Genomic DNA, 21320 nt, shown 5'->3' on the forward strand with positions numbered 1-21320 from the left:
AATTATGTATCTTATATAAAATTTATTCATCCGAAATACAAACCATATTTGTTGACAAAATCATGCCATGTATTTAGAATGAATAACTGCAAGGATTTATCATCTTACTTATCCCTTAACTTTTATAGTTAAGGGCTTTTTTTATCTTTATCAATAGGCAACCGTCACGTCAATATGATTTTTTTCTAGAAGTTTTTTTACTTCATCACTGACGCCGCTGTCTGTTACAATTTTACTTACTTCAGAAAATCTGAATTGTAGGACTACTCCCTGTTTTTGGAATTTGCTGGAATCAGTTAAAATAATTACTTGGCGGGCTGATTCAGCCATATTGTGGACAGCTTCCATGCGCATCATTTCTCCACTTGTAAAACCAACCTTAGGAATAAAACCATCGGTGCCAATAAACAGCTTATCTACAAAAAATTCGTTGGCAAATTTCTTCAGCAACGGACCAACCATTGCTTGCGTTTCCCGCTGATATTCGCCACCAAGCAATATGATCCGCACATTTCCCTTATCTCGTATATAAGACGCTATAAAGGCTGAATTTGTAATAATGGTAATATCTTTTTTTGTTTTTGCTACCTGTTCAGCTAAGAGTGTGCAGCTTGACCCGGATTCTACCATTATCGTTTCACCGTCAGAAACCATCTCAGCAGCAGCCACAGCTATTTTCATTTTGCTCTCATAGCGGACGGCAAGTTTATTATTCACATCATCTGCTTTCCGGCATAAGGCATAACCATGTTCTCTGTCTAACAAGCCCCTTTCGGCTAAGATGTCCAAATCTTTACGAATCGTAACTTGTGATACATCCAGCATTTCGGCTAGACGATTAACCTCGACTTTTTTGTATTCGTTTACGACATCAAGAATTTGTGCATGTCTGTCATTCATACAATTACCCCCTTTTACAAGTATAACATATACATCTTTCGTATGCAAAAAAAATATTATGATTGTTATTAATCTTTATTTTCATATTTATTTATTATTCATATGAAACAAAAAATCCGCTTATTCAAAAGCGGATTTTTTGTTTGAAGATAAATAAATTATTTTTTTTAGAAAAAAGGAAATATCTTATTTAGTAAACTAGCAGCTTTATAATAATTAAACTGCTGTCAAGCTTCTGCTTTGGACATCGACATGTTTTATGGCGGCAGAGAGCACTGCAGCCGGATCGGCAAATATTCTATTGGTAAGTGTCCGCCAAACAGGTATACCGCTGAAGCGTTCTACGCCAGTAAGCGGTGTATCGCCTGTCAAAATTGCCACATCACACAAAGATATTTCCGCTTCAGTGAGATGCCTATGGGTTAAAGGATATTCTTGTATTTCTATTTTCAGGTCGATACCTTTACTTCCAGCAGCTTTGCTCAAAGCATTAGCAGCCCTGTAAAGTTCAAGTTCATTTTGTGTATTTGCCAAAACTGCAACAATTTTGTACATTGGTCAACGCCTCCATCTTTTCATATGTAATTTAATTATTTACGAATGAGTATATTTAAAATATATAACATAATTATATATTTGTCAATAAGACTCGTATAAATTTCAAAAGAAATATGCGGAAATTTACCCATTATATATTTTATTGCCTAAGTCATATATTGGGCTATTGTATTATGTTTTTCAATTATATAAAAATATGATACAATTATGTACATATAAAATGCTTTAGGAAGTGGATAATTATTTTTACCGGAACAATCGTTAATACGGCGGCAATAATAGGCGGTGGCATCGTTGGCCTGACAATAAAAAAGGGACTTACTGCCAATATGCAGGAGACTTTGATGAAGGCATTGGGGGTAGCTACCTTGTTCATTGGTTTGAGCGGTGCGTTAGCTAAATTGTTAATCATTGAAAATGACCGTCTCCAGACTACAGGTCTTATGCTTATGGTCTTTTCTCTTGTATTGGGTACTATAGTTGGTGAATTAATAGACATTGAAAAGCTTTTGGCCTCTATGGGTGACCGGCTCAAGAAATTGTTGCACATAAAACAAAATAATAACTTTGCTGAATCTTTTGTGACGGTCACCATTGTTGTCTGTGTCGGGGCAATGGCAATAATAGGTTCGCTGGAGGATGGCATTCATAATGACTCGACTATTCTTTTCACAAAATCAATTTTGGATGGCGTAATAGTCATGATTTTTGCGTCAACGATGGGGGTTGGGGCAGTATTTTCCGCTGTACCGCTTTTTTTTTATCAGGCCGGTTTATCCCTTGCAGCAGTTTCAATCGCGCCTTATTTGAGTAATAATATGCTGGATGGGTTGTCGGCAGTCGGTTCGGTACTCATCTTTATTGTCGGCATTAATCTGATATTTGGTAAAAGGATGCATATCCGTGTGGGCAATATGCTGCCTTCAGTGCTGATTCCCATAATTTATTACGCATTGAATGTGTAAGCAGTCCCATATGATACATATTAATAAAATATAAAAAACATAAACTTTAGGAGAGAGTAAAATGGACAGAGTAGAAAGGGCAGCGATGCTACATCATAAGGGATATAACTGTGCGCAAGCCGTAGCTTGCAGCTTCAGCGATAAAATCAATGTGGACGAAAAAACAATGTTTAAGCTTACAGAAGGATATGGCCTGGGAATGGGAGATACCTATGGAACCTGTGGCGCTATTACTGGGGCAGTCGCCATATTGGGTTTTCTCAATAGTAATGGTAATTTGGATGGACCTTATTCCAAAGCTGAAACCTATAAGCTTGTAAAGAAAATGACGGCTCTTTTTCGCAATAAAAACGGTGCGACAATATGCCGTGATTTAAAGGGAATTGATACTAAGAATGTGTTGCGGTCGTGTGACGGCTGTATAGAAGATGCTGTGACCATCTTAGAAACAATGCTTGCGGATACCGCAAAATAATAGACTGATCTAAAATTTGGCACATGAATAAGCTGCCCCCCATAAGTTAGATTTTTTGATCTAATTTATGGGGGGCAGCTTTTATATTAATATTTGTGGTAAAAGTAATCTTGCCGCAGCCTTGCTAATTATTTATAGTATGCGACGCCTGCTTCAAACAACAACTGGTCTTTTTCGCCTGGTATATTTATGGCCAAATCAGTTGTTATTCGTTCAGAGTGTCCCATTTTTCCTAGGATACGTCCATCAGGGCTGGTTATTCCTTCAACCGCATCAATAGAACCGTTCGGATTGTAAGCAATATCCATAGAGGTGTTGCCTTCGTAATCAACGTATTGTGTTGCTATTTGGCCTTTCTTGCGAAGCTGGCCGATGATCTGCTTAGAAGCATAGAATTTACCTTCTCCATGGGAAACAGCCATCGTATGGATCGCACCCAGTGACGTCTTGGCAAACCAAGGGGATAGGTTGGAAACCACTTTGGTCTGAACCATCCTTGATACGTGGCGGCCAATTTGGTTATAAGTAAGTGTAGGGGTATCGATATCGAGTTCACAAATTTTGCCATATGGTAAGAGCCCCAGTTTGATAAGGGCCTGAAAACCATTACAAATTCCCAGCATTAAACCATCGCGCTGATAAAGCAGTTTATTTATCGCGTCAGCAATTCGTGGGTTCCTGAATGTGGCGGCAATAAATTTACCGCTGCCGTCTGGTTCGTCTCCGCCGGAAAAACCACCTGGTAGAAATACTATTTGTGACATCCGTATTGCTTTTTCTATTGCTAGGACAGATTCTTCAACAGCTGCTGGTGTGAGATTGCGGATGATGAGTGTCTGTACATCTGCACCGGCGCGTTGAAAAGCGGCGGCAGACTCATATTCACAGTTAGTACCAGGGAATACAGGTATAAAAACTTTTGGCCGGGCAATAGGAGTTATACGTTTTATCGTACTCTTTGTTTTATAGAAAAGGCTTATTGTTTTAGAGAAGTTTCTATTGCTGGCAAAAGAGATGTTATTGCTTGTGTCAGCAAACATTTTTTCTGCTTCAAAGCCGATTGAAGGGTCAAATCTTTCGAATTTGTTTTCATCGCGTTTGAGTAGTGCTTTGACCTGTGTAGGGAATATGTTTTCTAGCGGGGCATCAAAAGCCTTCGCTATATTATCAAGTGCTATTACAACATCACCGTATACGATGCTTGGTGTACTACTGGTTTCACCTAAAAGATAAAAATTAGTATCTTGTAGTTCGGCCAAAGTTATGTTTTTTGATACTTCAATAATTAATGTGCCATATGCACTGCCAAACATTTTTGGGATATCATAGGCAGTATCAGCTGTGAATTTAAAGCCAATATTTTCGCCTAGACACATTTTGCTTACGGCTGATGCTATTCCGCCTTTACCTACGCTCATAGCGGAAAATATTTTGCGTTCCTTTACCAACTTATGGACTACCGCAAAATTTTTCTTTAATTTTGCAAATATCGGTAAATCATTTTTATCTTTTTCTAACGGGAGGACATAAACTTTATTTCCGGCCAATTTGAATTCAGATGATATCACGTTTTCACTGAGTACAGGGCAGACGGCAAAAGCAATCAATGAAGGCGGTACTGTAAGATCCATAAATGTTCCTGACATAGAGTCTTTCCCACCAATGGCAGCCGTACCAAATTCATGTTGCGCACGCAAGGCACCTAAAAGCGCAGCAAATGGTTTACCCCATTTTACGGGATCTTTTCCGAGACTTTCGAAGTATTCCTGGAAAGTAAGTCGTGCCCTTGTAAAATCACCGCCCATTGCTGCGATTTTAGCTAATGCGGCAGTTACGGCATAAATAGCTCCGTGGTATGGACTCCATTCCATGAAATATGGGTCAAAACCAAAGGACATCAAGGTGCTGGTATCTGTATCACCGCCTAGAACTGGCAGTTTTGCAGCCATTCCTTCTGCGGGAGTCCTTTGCGTAAAACCACCGTATGGCATTAAAATGGTTCCCGCTCCTACGGTGGAGTCAAATTGTTCAACAAGCCCTTTTTGGTTGCAGACATTGAGATCCTGTAAATTTTCGAGCCAGAATTTTTCAACTGCATTTTTACCACAGTTTAATTTTGGCAAACGTGCAAAATATGCATTCTTTTCATCCGGTGCCGTTATTTTTACGTTAACGTGCTGCTGAATGCCATTAGTTTGTAAAAAAGCCCTGCTTATATTGACGATAGTTTTATTCCGCCAAACCATGCGCAGACGGTTATCATCAGTCACAGCTGCGACGACAGTGGCTTCAAGGTTTTCTTCGTCTGCATAGCTTATAAATGCTTTAGCATCGTTTTCATCAACGACAACGGCCATTCTTTCCTGCGATTCAGAAATAGCCAGTTCGGTACCGTCAAGTCCTTCATACTTTTTCTTTACTTTGTCCAAATCTATATAAAGCCCGTCTGAAAGTTCGCCTATAGCTACAGCCACACCACCGGCACCAAAGTCGTTGCAGCGTTTGATCAGACTGCTTACCTTCTTTTTGCGGAACAGCCGCTGAAGCTTGCGTTCCGTTGGCGCATTCCCTTTTTGTACTTCAGCGCCGCATGTTTCAAGGGATTCTATCGTATGTTCTTTTGAAGAGCCTGTCGCCCCGCCGATGCCGTCTCGGCCAGTCCGGCCACCTACCAAAATTATCAAGTCGCCTAACTGTGGCTGTTGTCTTACTACGTTTTCCTGTGGAACGGCACCGATCACGGCGCCAACTTCCAGACGTTTTGCTATAAAACCTTCGTGATAAACTTCATGCACCTGTCCTGTGGCAAGACCAATCTGGTTTCCGTAAGAACTATAGCCCAGCGCCGCATCACGTGTGATTTTCCGTTGCGGTAGTTTGCCCTCTGTGGTTTCTGCCAGACTGCGCCGCGGATCAGCGGCACCAGTGACACGCATTGCTTGATAAACATACGCACGTCCGGAAAGTGGGTCACGGATTGCACCGCCGAGACAAGTGGCAGCTCCCCCAAATGGTTCTATTTCCGTGGGGTGGTTATGTGTTTCATTTTTAAACATGACGAGCCAGTTTTCTCTTTTTCCATTTATCATGGCTGGTACGATAATACTGCATGCGTTTATTTCTTCCGATACATCCAAATCGTCCAGTTTGCCGAGCTTCTTTAATTCTTTCATGCCGATGACGGCAAGATCCATGAGGGTCATTGTCCGTTCCTTGGTATAAACGTCAGCCCGATCTTTTTTGTATAGGTCATAGGCTGCTTTGATGTCATCCGTATAGCGGCTGTTTTCTATTTCCACCTTGTCTATGGCTGTAGTAAATGTGGTATGACGGCAATGGTCTGACCAATATGTATCAATTACGCGGATTTCAGTTATTGTGGGATCGCGTTTTTCTTCTTCGTTAAAATATTTGCGGCAAAATAAAAAGTCTTCATAGCTCATTGCCAAGCCCAACTTATCATGCAATGCATTTATTTCACTGTCAGTCATTGTAATAAATTTTTCTATGTTTGCTACATCAGCAGGCTGCTGTATCTGCATAGCAAGCGTCTGTGGTTTTGCCATAGATGCTTCTCTGCATTCGACTTCATTTATGCAGTATTTTTTTATTTTAGCAAAGGATTCATCATCAATATCACCAATGAGCACTATTATTTTGGCGGTTCGCACAAGCGGGCGTTCCTTTTGTGTTATGAGCTGGACGCATTGCGCTGCTGAATCAGCCGTTTGATCAAATTGTCCCGGTAGAAATTCCACGGCGAATATATGGGCATTTTTCATCTGCGGTAAGTTTTCGTCATAGATAACATCTACAGGTGCTTCGGCAAAAATTACATTTTTGGCTTGGTTAAATTCTTCATCGGTTATATTTTCTATATCATAACGGCGAAAAATACGGACAACTCTCAAATCCGGCACAGTAAACATGCTTTTTAGATCGGCGCAAAGTTTTTGCGCCGGAATATCAAAAAATCCAGGACGCTTCTCCACATAAATTCTCTTAACTGACATTATCCAGCCTCCATAATGAAATACTACATACATAAAATGATATAAAATTACTCTTATTAGCTTTACACACTAACATTTTACCTTAGAAATATCTTGTTGTCTATTACCCAGTAGAATATTTGGGAATGAGGGCAGGCCACGTTTTTTATAGACGGATAAATTTTTCTTGCAAAAACAACTTTATCTATGCTATTATAAAAACAATATATATTGAGCAATGAACAAGACAGTATGCTGTATCGATTTTTCAGAGAAGCGGCGGGTGGTGCAAGCCGTAAAAACGATCTGGCAGAAAGCTACTTGTGAGCTGTCAATGAAAATTGACCGTCCTGTCCTCGATACCGGACATGAAGTGAGCAGATGCTAACTAAGGTGGTACCACGGGAACAATGTCCTCGTCCTTTTCGGACGGGGACTTTTTTTATCTATTTTTAGCAATTTGCTTGTAAAATGTTGTAATTAAAACGATTAAAGGGAGATTGTTATGAGAGAATTACTTGAACTTTTGGAGCATGATGCCCGCCGGCCTGTTAAAGAACTGGCCGCAATGCTCGATAAATCTGAATTTGAAATTGAAGAAGCATTAAAGAAACTTGAAAGCAATAAAGTGATCATGGGCTATAATACACTCATCGATTGGGAAAAGTTTGGCGACCACAATGTCACCTCCGTAATCGAAGTAAATGTCGCACCGCAAAGAGAAGTGGGATTTGATGCCATCGCTGAACGTATTTACCGTTTTGATGAGGTTAAATCTGTCTATCTGATGTCGGGCAGTTTTGACCTTCTCGTTATAATTGAAGGCCGGTCGCTCAATAAAGTCGCTGATTTTGTAGCACGCAGATTGTCGACTATAGAGGGAGTTACTTCCACACGCAGCCATTTTATGCTCAAGGCATATAAAAAAGACGGTATAATAATTGATGACAAAGAAAGTGACCGCAGGCTGGTGATGACTCCATGAGTAATTGGGAAAAAAGCTTATCCGACGCAGTCAAGCAAGTGCCTCCTTCAGGCATAAGAAAATTTTTTGATGTCGCGGCCAAAATGGATGATGTCATAACATTAGGCATAGGTGAACCAGATTTTGTAACGCCGTGGCATATCCGGGAAAGCTGTGTTTACGGTCTTGAAAAGGGGTATACTTCCTATTCCACCAATAAAGGGATGCCGCTTTTACGCCAAGAGATAGCAGCTCTTTATAAGAGAACTTATAAAATTAATTATGATCCTGCGGAAGAAATCATCGTCACCGTAGGCGTCAGTGAAGCGGTAGATTTAGCATTGCGTGCTATTTTAAATCCTGGCGATGAAGTCCTTATTCCTGAACCGTGTTATGTTTCCTATAAAGCCTGCGTCATTCTTGCGGGCGGTACGCCAATCCCGGTACCGACCAGTGTGGAAAAAGAATTCCGCGTTACGGCGGATGATTTGGAAAAATATGTTACAGCAAAGACAAAAGTGCTTTTAATCGGTTATCCTAACAATCCCACAGGTACTATCCTTACTACTGATGAATTGAGAGGAATTGCCGCCTTTGCCCAGAAACATGATCTGATCGTTCTTTCTGATGAAATATACGGAGATCTGACATACGGTGGATTAGAACACATTTGTTTTTCTTCGTTGCCTGGAATGAAAGATCGGACAATCCTGTTCAACGGTTTTTCTAAAGCTTATGCAATGACCGGCTGGCGGCTTGGTTATGCGCTTGCTAATCCTGTCTTTATTGAAGCAATGAATAAAATACATCAATATACAATGCTCTGCGCACCTGTCACAGCGCAGGTCGCTGGCATAGAGGCGTTGCAAAACGGGGAAGGCAATATGCATAAAATGATCAATGAATATGACCGGCGCCGTCATTTCATTTATGAAGGATTCTGTCATATGGGGTTGAAAACTTTTGAACCGAAAGGTGCTTTTTATATATTCCCCAATATTGAAAGTACAGGCATGACTTCAGAAGAATTTGTCGAAAAATTGTTGGAGCGTGAACATGTGGCTGTAATACCGGGTAATGCTTTTGGCGAATGTGGGGAAGGGTTTATCCGCTGTTCGTATGCGACTTCGATAGATAAAATAGCAGGCGCATTAAACCGTATCGAAAATTTTCTAAAAAATATCTGATATAAAGAAAAGAAGCCGAAGACTGATATTAAGAAAGTCTTCGGCTTTGAATATTTTTGGATGGAATAGGATTATTGTGTGGTGTTTTGATAATTATTACTTATTTTGGCGTGCAGGAGATTTTGTTATAAAAATTTTTAATATACCTGAATCGGTATACTGGTCTTGAATTTTTAAATGTAGTGGTCCGAGTATATCATTGAACCAACGAGGCATATGATTGCAGTCAAGTTCAAGTGTTTTAAAATTACCACTTTTAAGAAAGGGCATGAGGACAGCACTGGAATGGATGCCTTTGTCTGACATTATTTTACGGATGTCCATATAATAATATCCGGTATCTTTTTCCAAAGGCTGATAATTTGTCATTGCTTTTATCTTTATTTCTTTACTCTTTTTGTGGTAGAGATAGTCATATTCTGCTATTTTTTCAAATACCATCTTGGCTGGACCATCAAAGCGCCAAATGTGATAGCCTGCATTTTCAAATAGCATACGGTATATGGTTCTACCATCTTTTACCAGAAGATTATGACAGTCACTGAGAATGCGAATGTGTTCTTTCAATGACTTGCGTATTTGCTCCGCATCAATGATATTTTCTAAAGAATATTTCTGCTGTTGTATTTTTATCCATTGTTCATCCTTCTGCCGCTCATATAAAAGTAATAAACCTGATTCATTCATAGATATAGTTCTACCGCAATTATTAATCAATGCCGCTATTTTCAAAATAACCCTCCAGCTTTTATAAATATATGGTCAAGTTTTCATAGCTTATCAGTAAAAAGTTTATGTTACGGGTAGAAATGTAATTCTTCTACATTAGGACTAATGATGACACTTAATTATTATTAGGTTGTCTTTGCGTATACAGTACTGTTATGGAGTTTTATCTATTCATTATGACATTGGGGCAAAGAGAAATTTGGGATCAGCGCAGTTCCTTTTTGCAGTAAGCACATCAATGGTAAGCTTATGAACCTGTACTGCATGTCCATCATGGTCTGATTTATAGTTTTTTATAAAATCTTCCGTAAAACGTGTTTTATAATATCCTGGCATGTATTTTTCGACTAATTGTTTAAGTATGAAGGCTTTTTCTTTATTATCTTCGAGCAAAGTTACCTTGCCGAATAGAATGACGCTGAAATAAGCAGTATCGGCATGGCACGGCATGTCGTCCTTTACAGTGCCATATTCACGATAAACGGTAAAGCAGCATTGCGGACTACTGCTTAAAGCCTCTTGTCTGCGTCCTGAGGTAAGACCATGAAAGTAAACTGCACCATCCAGCCATATATAATTGAGCGGTACGGCATAGGGAACGCCCTCGCTGATCATGGCCAGCGTGCCGGTCCTCATGCTTTTCATGAATTTGTCAATCTTTTCTTTATCCTCGCAAATTCTCTGTTTATAGCGGATAGCTTTCATTGTATTTCTCCTATTTTGCTGATGCTTTCTAAACGATCCAAAAATTTTTTCATGTATTTATGCATTTGTTTAAGATAAGGAAGATTATTCAGAATAGCTTTGGGCGTTTGGCTATAATCTCCGGTAGTCATTTCATCAGAACAATGAAGCAGCAGATCCTTTATGGTACTTTCGGCAATTTCCAGATGGAACTGAAAGGCATAGACATTCTGCCCGTGGGTAAAGGCTTGCTGCCGGCAACCTTCACTGCCGGCCAGATTACGCGTATTAGGTGGCAGTTCGCTGAAGGTGTCGCCGTGCCACTGGAATACTATCATTTGCCGGGGAAAATCGGAAAATGCCGGTATTTTCTGCAGATCTTCAGCGAAACTTACGGGTAGCCAACCTATCTCCTTTTCTCTATTCGTGGTTACTTTTCCGCCAAGAACATCAGCAATCAGCTGAGCACCAAGGCATATACCGATCACTATTTTGCCGGCTGCAATGCTCTGAGAAATAAAAACCTTTTCCTGCTTCAGCCAGGGATATTTATCCTCTTCATATATATTCATAGGGCCACCCATTACGATCAACCAGTCGAAATCCTCCTGTGAGGGAAGGGGATATCCCTGATAAATCTGAGTATCGCTTAATACATGATTGTGTTCCTGCGCCCATTCTAGGATTATGCCAGGATGCTCAAATGGAACATGTTGAATATAATGCAGTCTCATTTATTAGTTCCTCTCAGCAAAATATGGTGTTTGATAAACCGCGAATCTGATTCAGGCAGAGCAAATACATCAGGATTAAACTGTCTGCCGGTGTCAGTGTGTGGCTGTCTGCGGTTTGAAATAATATTTTTCTTTTAATACATCAGATAAATAGCGGCATAAATGTAGCACCTGTAAAATCTCAGCTTCGGTGAATTTTGTTTTGCGCTGATAATTTTCCAGTGAACATATACCGTAGGCACTGTCTAGCATCCTTATCTGTCTGGTTATCTCTGCCGACAGGGTTATATCTGCGATTTGTTCCACTGTATCCATGAGCGATTGGTAATTGTGTGTCCTCGGCTCGGTCTTGTAGAGTTCGCATATAGCTATAAGATAATTTTCCACCGCTATGGATGCCACGTCAAAAACCACAGTATGGGATTGTTGGGCATCCATAAATTGTTCGGCTCGGCGATGATACATCATTGCACTGCGGTATCTTTTTTCAAATGCCGCCATATCTGTAAAATATCCTTTCATTGTCTGCCGCCTTTTTAAAATCACTTTACCACATATTGAGGAGCCATTCCTTGTTCTTGGTATACTCCATATCGGTGAACCATACATTAGCCATTTTTTCTGCCAGCAGCATGGCACCTTCATAGCCAACTGTCGGATCTCTGTAGTAGCCAGCCCTGTCAAATACGGGAAAGCCGACACGTACGAGAGGTACTTTATTATCCATGGCGATAAAGCGGCCCTTGGAATGGCCGAGTATAAGATCAAGTTTCAGCCCTTGATTCTGCAGGCGGTCGCCCAGAGTCCACAAATCTGCGTTTGTAACTACTTCCATATCGTAATCAACATTTTCCTGCAGAGCTTTTATGCGCGGATCATTACCATAGGTGGTGTTATCATCACCTAAAAGCAGCAGAACCGGTTTCATTTCCAGATCAAGGCAGAATTCGGCAAGACCTATGACAAGATCAGGATTGCCATATATAGCAACGCGTTTATCGGCCAGAAACATATGGGCTACATCTGTAATGGCATCAAGAGCGATACCTCGTTCCTTCACCAGTGATGGAGGAATAGCTTTACCCGTGAGCTTTTTCACATTTTGTAGAAAGGTGTCGGTATTGCGTATGCCGATGGGGGAAGGGCCTATTATAGTGGGAATGGCAAACTCTTCTTTAAGGTAAGAAGCTGCTTTGCCCACTTCATAGCGGTTGAGTGCTATGGTGCCGATCGCACTGCCGGTATTTTCCAGATCCTCAACAGTCGTGCTGCCGTGCGCTATATGATTGCCATCGGGCATCAGTGGGGCATCAAATTCCTCAATATCGAAAATGACATTGGCATCTACCTTCATTTCCGACAGCAGATGTTTCAGTGTGTGCACATCACCAGGATTCTGCCAACCGGTCAGCAGGTTAAGCTTTTTTTGTGGTTTGTTTTTTTGGGCAAAATACTTTATGATTGCTTCCACGCCGACATCATAACCCGTTACATGGCTCCCTTTGAAGCTGGGAGTATGGATGGGAATAAGATGCACTTCGCGGCCTGCGTATTTTTCTTTCAGTAATCCTTCATTGAGCTTATTGACTACCCCGTCAACGTCATCACCAATTACTTCTGTTGAGCAAGTGGTGATTATCGGTACAACCTTGACATGTGGATAACGCATCAGAAGGACGTCAACCGCCTCTTCGACACGATGAATACCGCCGAATATAGCCGCATCCTCATGCAGTGATGAAGATGCCAGTTCAAAGCTTTCCTTGTAGTGCTGAGAAAACCACAGCCGTACAAACATTACGCAGCCCTGTCCGCCGTGTACGATACCAATGCAGTCTTTTATACCAATGCTGGCATATTGTGCACCTGCTGGCTGGCAGGTAAAAATAGGATTGATTACACCCGTACGCTCTTTTTCTTTTAATTTACAAGGCATTGCTGCGCACCCCTTTTTGTTTTAATTATATTTTTTAAATAGAATAAATCTACCATGTACAATAAAGGCTCTCCTACACTTATCCACTGTTTACTGCAGTGGGTAGGTGCAGGAGGCTCACTGAGTAGAACTCAATAATTGGGATTTTTTAGCTCTTCGTTGAGCGAATTTGTGATCAGCTGGTAATCAAGTGTTTCTTTTAATTTGCACATCATGGTTTTGATATCGCTAGTATTCATTTTTTTCAGCCAAGGAAAACACTCCCAGTCATTTACCAGTTGTTGTGCCTCAGCCCAGTAGCAACGGTCAGCCAGAGTTTTTCTGACAGTTGTTTCCTTGCAGAGTATCTGCGTGGCTTTTCCTATGATGTTTTCATTTTGTGTTTGCCTGTCCCAACCGCGGGAATTGAACTGCCACAAACAGTTTTTCATAATATAACTCATTAAAGTATCTTTTCCGGATTCTATTGTCATTTCCACGACCATTGCCTCCTTTATCTAATTAAATCGCTGCCAGTTTTCCCTTCATCGGATACTGAGGGTATTTCCTGCCACGCAGTCTTTTCAGACTGTCGAATTCACCAGTATATTCATGAAGCTCTTTGGAGTTCAAGATTGATTCATCCAGTTGGCTGTCTGAGAGCATTTGGCGTGTTACAAAGCTTTTATCAGTGACAATTTTATCTTTGCTGATATCTACAAGCGACAGCTTGTGAATGGGAGAATAAACAGCGTTATAAATATCCCTGGCAAAGCGGACCCAGCCTTCAAAACCTTTGTATGGACCGTTGTGATAAGCATGAGCATTAATGTAGGGGACGCGGATCTTTTTTGCTACTTCACCGGGACGTTTTCCCGTGACGATCAGATCCGGTTTTAGTTTATACATCGCTTCAAGGCTTTCAAGTTCGTTGGGATCGTCAATGGCTAAGGCACCTGCTTCACAGCGAGATATGCCTTTTTCCATATCGCCTTGATGCCCAAATTTAGTATAGACGGAAACGACTTCCAGACCCATTTCCTCGTGGATAACATGAGCCCAGTGCCATAATTTTGAGCCTCCCGGCCACAAGCATATCTTTTTGCCCTTTAAACGGGCAGCGTACCAGTCCAGTTCTGGTTTCCAGCGCTTGGTTTCTTCTTCAATGATAGCGTTGGCACGATCCTCAATGCCGAAAAAGAGTCCTATTTTACGGAGTGAAGATGATAGAGGCTTGAAACCGAATCCGTCTATGTCCATACGCGGTATCCCATAACGTTTGCGCAATTCATCACAGATATATTCAGCTGAACGAGCGCATTCTAGGACATTGAGATGTGCCCGATGCATTGCCCGTAGGTCGTCATAGGAACCGTTTCCCGTGAACGTTGATAGTATTTGTATGCCCATTCTTTTGAAATAATCCTGCATTACCTGCTGATCACCTTGGATGTTGTATTCACCAACATAATTGATTACGTAATCGCTGGTGATTTTCGGCTCTACTTGACCAACCTTGTCATTTACCCAAGCTAGATTTATTTTATGATGGCCGCCTGACTGGCTAGGTCCGGCAAATCCGGGAGAATTGCAGACAAAAATATCCACGTCCGGCATTTCTTCCATTATTTCATTGGCAATTGCACCGATATCATCGCCGATCAGTGCTGAAGCGCATGTCTGATAAATTGTCATTCTCTTAATTTTAGGAAATGCTTTGAATGCTTCAAGGATATTATTCTTCAATACTTTTTCTGCACCGAAGACAATGTTTTTTTCTTTCATATCAGATGCAAATGTATATTTGATCTGAAAATTATCATTATCGCTTATATATCTTTTTGTCTGCCACGTATCATAGGTGCAACCGATAGGTCCATGGCTTAGATGAATAACATCCTTCATCGGTGTGCCGATAACATGTTTGGCACCGCAGTAAGCGCAGCCGCGCTCGGATAATGTACCCGGGATAGTGTTAAGATAACCTAAGGGCAGTGCCTCAGTCAGGTCATTCTTTGTTTTATCCACAGCGTGTTTGATTCTTTCGGGAATGCATTGGCTGCATTCAAATTCATGATATGGCATTTTTTATTCCTCCCTATGCTGGATAATAAGCACTTTTAGTCAGATATTCCATATTTTACAACCATGGCTTCCAGATCATCCATTTTTAAAGGATGGGGTATGACAAAGTCTTTATTGTCTATAATTTTTTGAGCCAGAGTTTTATATTCGTTTGCCTGATTGCATTCGGCATCGTATTCGACAACAGTTTTTTTATTAAATTCAGCTTTTTGGACAACATTGTCGCGTGGTACAAAATGTATCATTTTAGTGCCTATGGCTGACGTGAATTCTTCAAGAAATTCTTTTTCCTTGTCAACATTGCGGCTGTTGCAGATTATTCCTCCAAGACGAACACCGCTTTGTTTGGCGTATTTGAGCAACCCTTTGCAGATATTGTTAGCAGCATAGATTGCCATCATTTCACCGGAAGCTACTATATATACTTCCTGAGCTTTGCCTTCGCGTATCGGCATAGCAAAACCACCACAGACAACGTCACCCAGCACATCAAAGAATACAAAATCGAGATCATCAGTATAGGCACCGTTTTTTTCCATTAAATCTATTGCGGTTATTACACCTCTTCCGGCGCAGCCGACACCCGGTTCAGGACCACCAGATTCAACGCAGCGGATACCACCGTAGCCTTCCTTTACAACACGATCAACGGTTATTTTTTCTTCACCTTCGTCGCGTAACATATCCATCAGGGTTTTTTGATTCATTCCACCCAGAATCATACGGGTAGAATCTGCCTTTGGATCACAACCATGTATAAATACCTTTTTACCGAAAAAATGAGCCATAGCTCCCGCAGTATTTTGCTGGGTTGTTGATTTACCAATACCGCCTTTTCCGTAAATTGCAATTTTTCTCATTTCCTAACTACTCCCCTCAAGTTTACAAGATTACCTAAATTTCCCAACCTATTCCCTTGAAAAGTTTTTTCTCTTTTGATATACTATAAATGGGCATATCAAATAATCCTCATGTCAGTGGAATAGGCGAATACCCATGCTCTATGAATATGGTAGTATTCATAGAGCATTTTTCGTTAATAGATTTATGTGTCTTATTTTTTATGTTCCTCCTTTAAAAATACAAAAAGGTGCTTTTGGTATTATTTCAAAATTAATGAAAATACCAAAAGCACCTTTGCTCTCAATTTATAAGCATGATTCACTTTAACATATTTTTTTAATGAAGTCAATACAAATATATTAAAAATTATTGCTTATTGTACAGCTGATAGAATATTCAAACTTTATTCTTCCTGATATAAGCAGCCAGCAATGAACCGGATATATTATGCCATACGCTGAAAATAGCGGCGGGGATTCCACCTGCTGCTGTAAAATGGAGGACAGCTAATGATGCTGCTAATCCTGAATTTTTCATACCAACATTTATGGCAATGGTTTTGATAGCTGCTTTATCAGTAATAAACAGCTTAGCAGCCCAATAACCTAGAAGTAGTCCACAAAGATTATGGATTACGACAACAGCAAATATGAGCAATCCTGAGTTCAGTAAAACATCAGCACTGAGTGATACCACTGTTCCCACTAAGATAATAATTGTGAGAGCAGAGATTGCCGGCATGGCTATTTTTATTTTTGTGCAATAAGCAGCAAAGAATCTATTGAATAATATACCGATACTTATTGGTATAATTACAATTTCGATGATGCTGATCATTATCGACAAAAAATTTATTTCTACCCATGTACCAGCGATAATGAGCAGGAGAAAAGGCGTAATAATTGGCGCGACCAGTGTAGTGACCATTGTCAATGCCACTGATAGTGCTACATTTCCCTTGGCAAGATAAGTGATGACTGATGTGGCGGTGGCGCCGGGGCAGGCACCTAGTAATATGACGCCTATTGCAACGTCAGCGGGTAAAGGGAATATCTTTATCAAGGCATAGGCTAAGATGGGCATGATCGTAAATTGCAGAACCGTCCCAACGATGATCAACCGAGGATTTTTTAGCACTGTCTTGAAATCAGTTGTCGTCAGGCTCATTCCCATCCCCAGCATAATTACACCAAGAAAATAAGCAATTTTATCCGCGAACCAAAAGAATAGCTGGGGCTCTATAATCCCCAGCACACCTGCAAGTATTACACCAAACGGCATACCGCTGGTAATCAATTTACTTATTTGTTTAAGCATTTGTTCCCTCGTCTGCCAGCTGGTAGGGTTTTTCGCTGCCAGTTGTTGTGAGAGGGCGGTTATGCTTGTCGACCATAACTACTTTAGGTGTAAAGGAGCGGGCTTCTTTTTCATCCATAAGTGCATAAGCAATGATAATTACAGTATCCCCGACGACTGCCTTTCTTGCTGCTGCTCCGTTCAGGCAGATGACACCGCTGCCCTTTTCTCCCGCTATTACATACGTTTCGAGCCTGTTCCCATTATTATTATTTACAATCTGGACTCGTTCGCCAGGAAGAATACCAGATGCTTCTAAAAGAGCCTTATCAATAGTAATGCTGCCCATATATGCCAGGTCAGCTTCAGTGACGGTAGCACGGTGGATTTTTCCGTGAAATATATTATACAGCATTGCTCATTCCCCCAAAACCACATTATCTATTAAGCGTGTTGTGCCAAACTTGACTGCAACAGCGACAAGAATTTTGTTTTTGATTTTTGCGCCTATTGGTTTGAGACCTGGCAATGAGTACGCTTCGATATAGTCTATGTTACTCAATGGTTCTGCTGAAATCACGTTCCGTACTGCCTCACAGATGGCTTGAGGGTTTCGTTCACCATGCGTGTAAAGGTCTTGTGCGTGGGTTAAGCTTTTATAGAGGCATAGTGCGGCTTGCCGTTCTTTGGCATTCAAATAAACATTGCGTGAGCTTTTGGCTAAGCCGTCTTTTTCCCGTACAATTGGCATAATGCGAAGCTCTGTGGGGAAAAATAAATCTTTGACCATTTTTTTCAATACTTCCACTTGTTGGGCATCTTTTTGGCCAAAATAAGCTTTATCAGGCGTAATTAGATGAAAAAGCTTTGTAATGATTGTGGTCACACCGCGAAAATGAATCGGCCGAGTGCGCCCGCACAAAACTTTAACAATATCACCTGTAACTTCAACCCATGTCATATCCTTATCAGGATATAGCGCGGCGGCCTCTGGTGCAAAGATAATATCAGCACCGGCATTTTCTGCTTGTTGGCAATCTTTTTTCAGACTGCGCGGGTATTGTTTGTAGTCCTCTTTAGGCCCAAATTGTGTAGGATTAACAAAAATGCTTACGATTGTTAGATCGTTTTCCTTATGGCATGCATTAATTAATGACGTGTGCCCTTCGTGTAAGGCACCCATCGTTGGCACCAACCCAATTGTCTGGTTGGCGCTTTTGGCAGCCTTTACCAGCTCCTGTAGTTTTTTAACTTCAGTACATAAAACCATTGTTAGATCTCTCCTTGTTCTTTTTTTGCAACAAACAAAAAGAAAAGAGAATGCAATAAAAAAACGCACTCCGACACGGAAGTGCGCAAAATACCCTATTGCGTTCGTCTCGGTCATAATGATCCAAGCGATATAAAAATAACAAAACAGCTTATATCGTGATACAGTTCAATATGATACTGTTCATTCAAATGTTTGTTACGCGTTTATAATAGCATAGATAATAAAGCAATACAATAAAACTTATTTATTTGCAGTTAATTTATTGCATTATAACAGCTTTCATGGTTATGGTATATTTATTAATGATACTTAGATATATTTTAACATTGTATGTATTATTCTTTCTACTAATTGTCCAATCTACAATATTATTAACGACTTTTGAAAATTCATAAAAAGTAATATTGAAACTACGCAGGTTTTATACTATAATTAAGTAAATTTGAGGGCAGCGTAGCTCCAAAACATAGTGTTTTGGAGTCTTTTATGTTTTAATAGGTAATTTTGCATTTTCATCTGCAAAATTATGTATTTTTTATATTTATCCATTAATATGATTTGGTAATTATTTAAGGAGGATGGTTATGGGAAAAAAATATGGTCTTATATTAGGCGCATTAATTCTATTAATTATAATTATGCTCCCGACGCCGGAAGGACTCTCTACATCGGGGCAGAGGATGATCGGCATACTTATTTTTTCTGTAATAATTTGGATAACTGAGGCCGTATCTTATTCAGTGAGTTCGGTGCTGATAGTATCCTTGATGGCTATTTTACTGGGTTTCGCTCCTGATCCGGTACATCCAGAAAAGCTGCTCGGTACAGAAGGTGCTTTGAAATTTGCTTTGTCAGGTTTTAGTACAAGTGCTTTGGCGTTGGTCGGTGGTGCTATGTTTATCGCTGTTGCCATGGTCAAAACGAAGCTTGACGCGCGGATTGCACTTGTAATCTTATCGAAGATAGGGACAAAAACGAACCGTGTTTTAATTGGGGTTATTGCGGTCGGGTTCATTCTCAGCTTTTTTGTCCCCAGTACGACAGCAAGAGTATCATGTATGGTGCCAATTATTCTAGGTATTATTAATTCCTTTGGTGTTTCGATGAAGAGCCGGTTCGCCGCAGTGATGATGATCGCCGTGGCACAAGCCGATAGTATTTGGAACGTTGGGATAAAGACGGCAGCAGCACAAAATATGATTGCACTGAATTTTATTGAAAAGCAATTGGGATATTATATCAGTTGGGGTGAATGGTTTATTGCTGCGGCACCGTTTGCAGCCATAATGTCAGTGGTCCTTTATTTTATCATACTGAAAATCATACCGCCTGAAACTGAAGAAATCGCTGGTGGGAAAGAAGCTGTAGCCAAAGCTTTGAAAGAACTTGGCCCTATGTCTACGGCAGAAAAAAAACTTATGGTTATTTCCGTTATTCTTTTGTTTTTATGGTCAACAGAAAAAATTGTTCATCCGCTGGATACGACTACCACGACGTTATCAGCTATAACGATTATGCTTTTACCTAAAATAGGTATCATGGATTGGAAATATGTACAAAGTCGCGTGAGTTGGGGAACACTGATGCTCTTTGGTACGGGTATTAGCTTGGGGTCTACGATTTTATCTACCAAGGCCGCTGATTGGATTGCCTCTTATATCGTGGGGAAATTTGATTTATATACTATGTCGGCGTTTGGTATTCTGGCGGTGCTAAGTCTTTTCCTCATAGTAATTCATCTTGGTTTTGCCAGCGCCACGGCCTTGTCTGCCGCTATGATCCCGATTGTGATATCCATTCTGCAAGGAGCAGCACAGCTTAACCCACTCAATGTAATCGGGATGACGATGGTTTTGCAGTATGTAATCTGTTTTGGTTTTATTCTTCCTGTTAATGCACCACAAAATATGGTTGTTTTCAGTACGGAAACAGTAACAGCACGTGATTTTATCCGCACAGGCATTCCTATCACTATAGCTGCATATTTGCTTATCCTCTTGATGGCTTCAACATATTGGAAATGGTTAGGCATAATTTTGTAAAAAACTGCTAGGCATTACTTGCAAATGTCATAAAATGGCATAAATTTTAAGAGTGCCGGATAAATAGGTGAACAAAATAAAAAAATAATTTTAACCTAACCCGCAAGAAGTCCGCTACCTCTTAGGTGGTGGATGAAGGCGGGGGGGTGAATTTACGCAAGTAATTGAGTCACACGATTGCTTTTTGTCTTATTCGGAAATACATAGAAAATCAAGGCAGGTGATTATTGTGAATAAGGCATACCGATACAGACTTTATCCAACCACTGAACAAAAAATAATGTTTGCTAAGACTTTCGGCTGTGCCAGATTCATCTATAACAAAATGCTTGGCGACCGCCTTGACCACTACAAAGGAACCGGTAAAAAACTGAATAATACACCAGCACAATACAAGTCTGAATTTCCTTGGCTAAAGGAAGTTGACAGTTTGGCTCTTGCGAATGCCCAACTAAATCTGAATAAAGCTTACAATAATTTTTGGACTAATCGTAAGCACTTTGGAAAACCTCGTTTCAAGTCCAAGAAAACAGGACATTTCTCTTACTCTACGAATAATCAGAAAGATTCTGTCCGATTAGAGGGAAATACAGTCAAACTGCCTAAGATCGGCTGGGTAAAACTATGTCTGCATCGTCCACTTATGGAGAATAGCACGATAAAGACTGTTACCATTCG

At 40.5% G+C, this 21320-nt stretch carries 20 protein-coding genes and 1 other annotated feature; of the genes, 6 read left to right on the forward strand and 14 right to left on the reverse strand.

Features of this window, described 5'->3' with window-relative positions:
* Positions 1-150 precede the first annotated feature (150 nt).
* The gene (locus EDC37_RS07910) at positions 151-900 is read right to left on the reverse strand and encodes a DeoR/GlpR family DNA-binding transcription regulator (protein ID WP_132550027.1); all 750 of its coding nucleotides are present in this window, start codon (positions 898-900) and stop codon (positions 151-153) included.
* 216 nt (positions 901-1116) lie between these two features.
* Complete coding sequence (locus EDC37_RS07915; RefSeq protein ID WP_132550030.1) at positions 1117-1455, reverse strand: PTS sugar transporter subunit IIB; 339 nt, start codon at positions 1453-1455, stop codon at positions 1117-1119.
* A gap of 260 nt (positions 1456-1715) precedes the next feature.
* On the opposite strand from EDC37_RS07915, the gene EDC37_RS07920 reads away from it, so the two are divergent.
* Together EDC37_RS07920 and EDC37_RS07925 are read left to right on the forward strand one after the other, a co-directional pair.
* Positions 1716-2423 (forward strand): DUF554 domain-containing protein, encoded by a 708-nt coding sequence (locus EDC37_RS07920; protein WP_279388548.1) that lies wholly within the window; start codon positions 1716-1718, stop codon positions 2421-2423.
* Between the two features lie 61 nt (positions 2424-2484).
* Complete coding sequence (locus EDC37_RS07925) at positions 2485-2898, forward strand: C-GCAxxG-C-C family protein (protein WP_132550036.1); 414 nt, start codon at positions 2485-2487, stop codon at positions 2896-2898.
* A 128-nt stretch (positions 2899-3026) separates the two neighbouring features.
* Here EDC37_RS07925 and EDC37_RS07930 read toward each other — a convergent pair whose 3' ends face one another.
* Positions 3027-6911: a phosphoribosylformylglycinamidine synthase gene (locus EDC37_RS07930; RefSeq protein ID WP_132550039.1), complete on the reverse strand. Its 3885-nt coding sequence runs from the start codon at positions 6909-6911 to the stop codon at positions 3027-3029.
* A 208-nt stretch (positions 6912-7119) separates the two neighbouring features.
* Positions 7120-7317: a binding site (T-box leader), on the forward strand.
* Between the two features lie 78 nt (positions 7318-7395).
* On the opposite strand from EDC37_RS07930, the gene EDC37_RS07935 reads away from it, so the two are divergent.
* Together EDC37_RS07935 and EDC37_RS07940 are read left to right on the forward strand one after the other, a co-directional pair.
* On the forward strand, positions 7396-7875 hold the full coding sequence (locus EDC37_RS07935; RefSeq protein ID WP_132550042.1) for an Lrp/AsnC family transcriptional regulator: 480 nt from the start codon (positions 7396-7398) through the stop codon (positions 7873-7875).
* Positions 7872-9041, forward strand: coding sequence for an aminotransferase class I/II-fold pyridoxal phosphate-dependent enzyme (locus EDC37_RS07940; protein WP_132550045.1), 1170 nt, complete (start codon positions 7872-7874; stop codon positions 9039-9041). The genes EDC37_RS07935 and EDC37_RS07940 overlap by 4 nt, the downstream gene beginning before the upstream one ends.
* A gap of 96 nt (positions 9042-9137) precedes the next feature.
* Here EDC37_RS07940 and EDC37_RS07945 read toward each other — a convergent pair whose 3' ends face one another.
* The 11 genes from EDC37_RS07945 to panC form a co-directional block, all read right to left on the reverse strand.
* Positions 9138-9773, reverse strand: a complete 636-nt coding sequence (locus EDC37_RS07945) for a Fe-only nitrogenase accessory AnfO family protein (protein ID WP_132550048.1) — start codon at positions 9771-9773, stop codon at positions 9138-9140.
* 171 nt (positions 9774-9944) lie between these two features.
* Positions 9945-10475 (reverse strand): pyridoxamine 5'-phosphate oxidase family protein, encoded by a 531-nt coding sequence (locus tag EDC37_RS07950; protein ID WP_132550051.1) that lies wholly within the window; start codon positions 10473-10475, stop codon positions 9945-9947.
* The gene (locus tag EDC37_RS07955) at positions 10472-11188 is read right to left on the reverse strand and encodes a type 1 glutamine amidotransferase (protein WP_132550054.1); all 717 of its coding nucleotides are present in this window, start codon (positions 11186-11188) and stop codon (positions 10472-10474) included. The genes EDC37_RS07950 and EDC37_RS07955 overlap by 4 nt, the downstream gene beginning before the upstream one ends.
* Positions 11189-11281: 93 nt before the next feature.
* Positions 11282-11710, reverse strand: a complete 429-nt coding sequence (locus EDC37_RS07960) for a hypothetical protein (RefSeq protein WP_132550057.1) — start codon at positions 11708-11710, stop codon at positions 11282-11284.
* Between the two features lie 25 nt (positions 11711-11735).
* The gene (anfK, locus tag EDC37_RS07965) at positions 11736-13124 is read right to left on the reverse strand and encodes a Fe-only nitrogenase subunit beta (RefSeq protein ID WP_132550060.1); all 1389 of its coding nucleotides are present in this window, start codon (positions 13122-13124) and stop codon (positions 11736-11738) included.
* Between the two features lie 131 nt (positions 13125-13255).
* Positions 13256-13597 (reverse strand): Fe-only nitrogenase subunit delta, encoded by a 342-nt coding sequence (gene anfG / locus EDC37_RS07970; protein ID WP_132550099.1) that lies wholly within the window; start codon positions 13595-13597, stop codon positions 13256-13258.
* 28 nt (positions 13598-13625) lie between these two features.
* Positions 13626-15188 (reverse strand): nitrogenase iron-iron protein, alpha chain, encoded by a 1563-nt coding sequence (gene anfD, locus EDC37_RS07975; protein ID WP_132550063.1) that lies wholly within the window; start codon positions 15186-15188, stop codon positions 13626-13628.
* A 35-nt stretch (positions 15189-15223) separates the two neighbouring features.
* Positions 15224-16048 (reverse strand): nitrogenase iron protein, encoded by an 825-nt coding sequence (gene nifH, locus EDC37_RS07980; protein WP_132550066.1) that lies wholly within the window; start codon positions 16046-16048, stop codon positions 15224-15226.
* Positions 16049-16427: 379 nt separating this feature from the next.
* Positions 16428-17348 (reverse strand): bile acid:sodium symporter family protein, encoded by a 921-nt coding sequence (locus tag EDC37_RS07985; RefSeq protein ID WP_132550069.1) that lies wholly within the window; start codon positions 17346-17348, stop codon positions 16428-16430.
* Positions 17341-17742 carry an aspartate 1-decarboxylase gene (gene panD, locus EDC37_RS07990; RefSeq protein ID WP_132550072.1) on the reverse strand — a complete coding sequence of 134 codons (402 nt, stop codon included), beginning with the start codon at positions 17740-17742 and terminating at the stop codon, positions 17341-17343. The genes EDC37_RS07985 and panD overlap by 8 nt, the downstream gene beginning before the upstream one ends.
* A gap of 3 nt (positions 17743-17745) precedes the next feature.
* A complete protein-coding gene (panC, locus tag EDC37_RS07995; RefSeq protein WP_132550075.1) occupies positions 17746-18597 on the reverse strand; it encodes a pantoate--beta-alanine ligase in 852 nt (283 codons plus the stop codon).
* A gap of 587 nt (positions 18598-19184) precedes the next feature.
* On the opposite strand from panC, the gene EDC37_RS08000 reads away from it, so the two are divergent.
* Positions 19185-20642 (forward strand): DASS family sodium-coupled anion symporter, encoded by a 1458-nt coding sequence (locus tag EDC37_RS08000; protein WP_132550078.1) that lies wholly within the window; start codon positions 19185-19187, stop codon positions 20640-20642.
* A 229-nt stretch (positions 20643-20871) separates the two neighbouring features.
* A partial coding sequence (locus EDC37_RS08005) for a helix-turn-helix domain-containing protein (RefSeq protein WP_243642176.1) occupies positions 20872-21320 on the forward strand: 449 nt, incomplete at its 3' end.

It is taken from the genome of Pectinatus cerevisiiphilus (genome assembly GCF_004341685.1).
Taxonomy (GTDB): Bacteria; Bacillota; Negativicutes; order Selenomonadales; family Selenomonadaceae; genus Pectinatus; species Pectinatus cerevisiiphilus.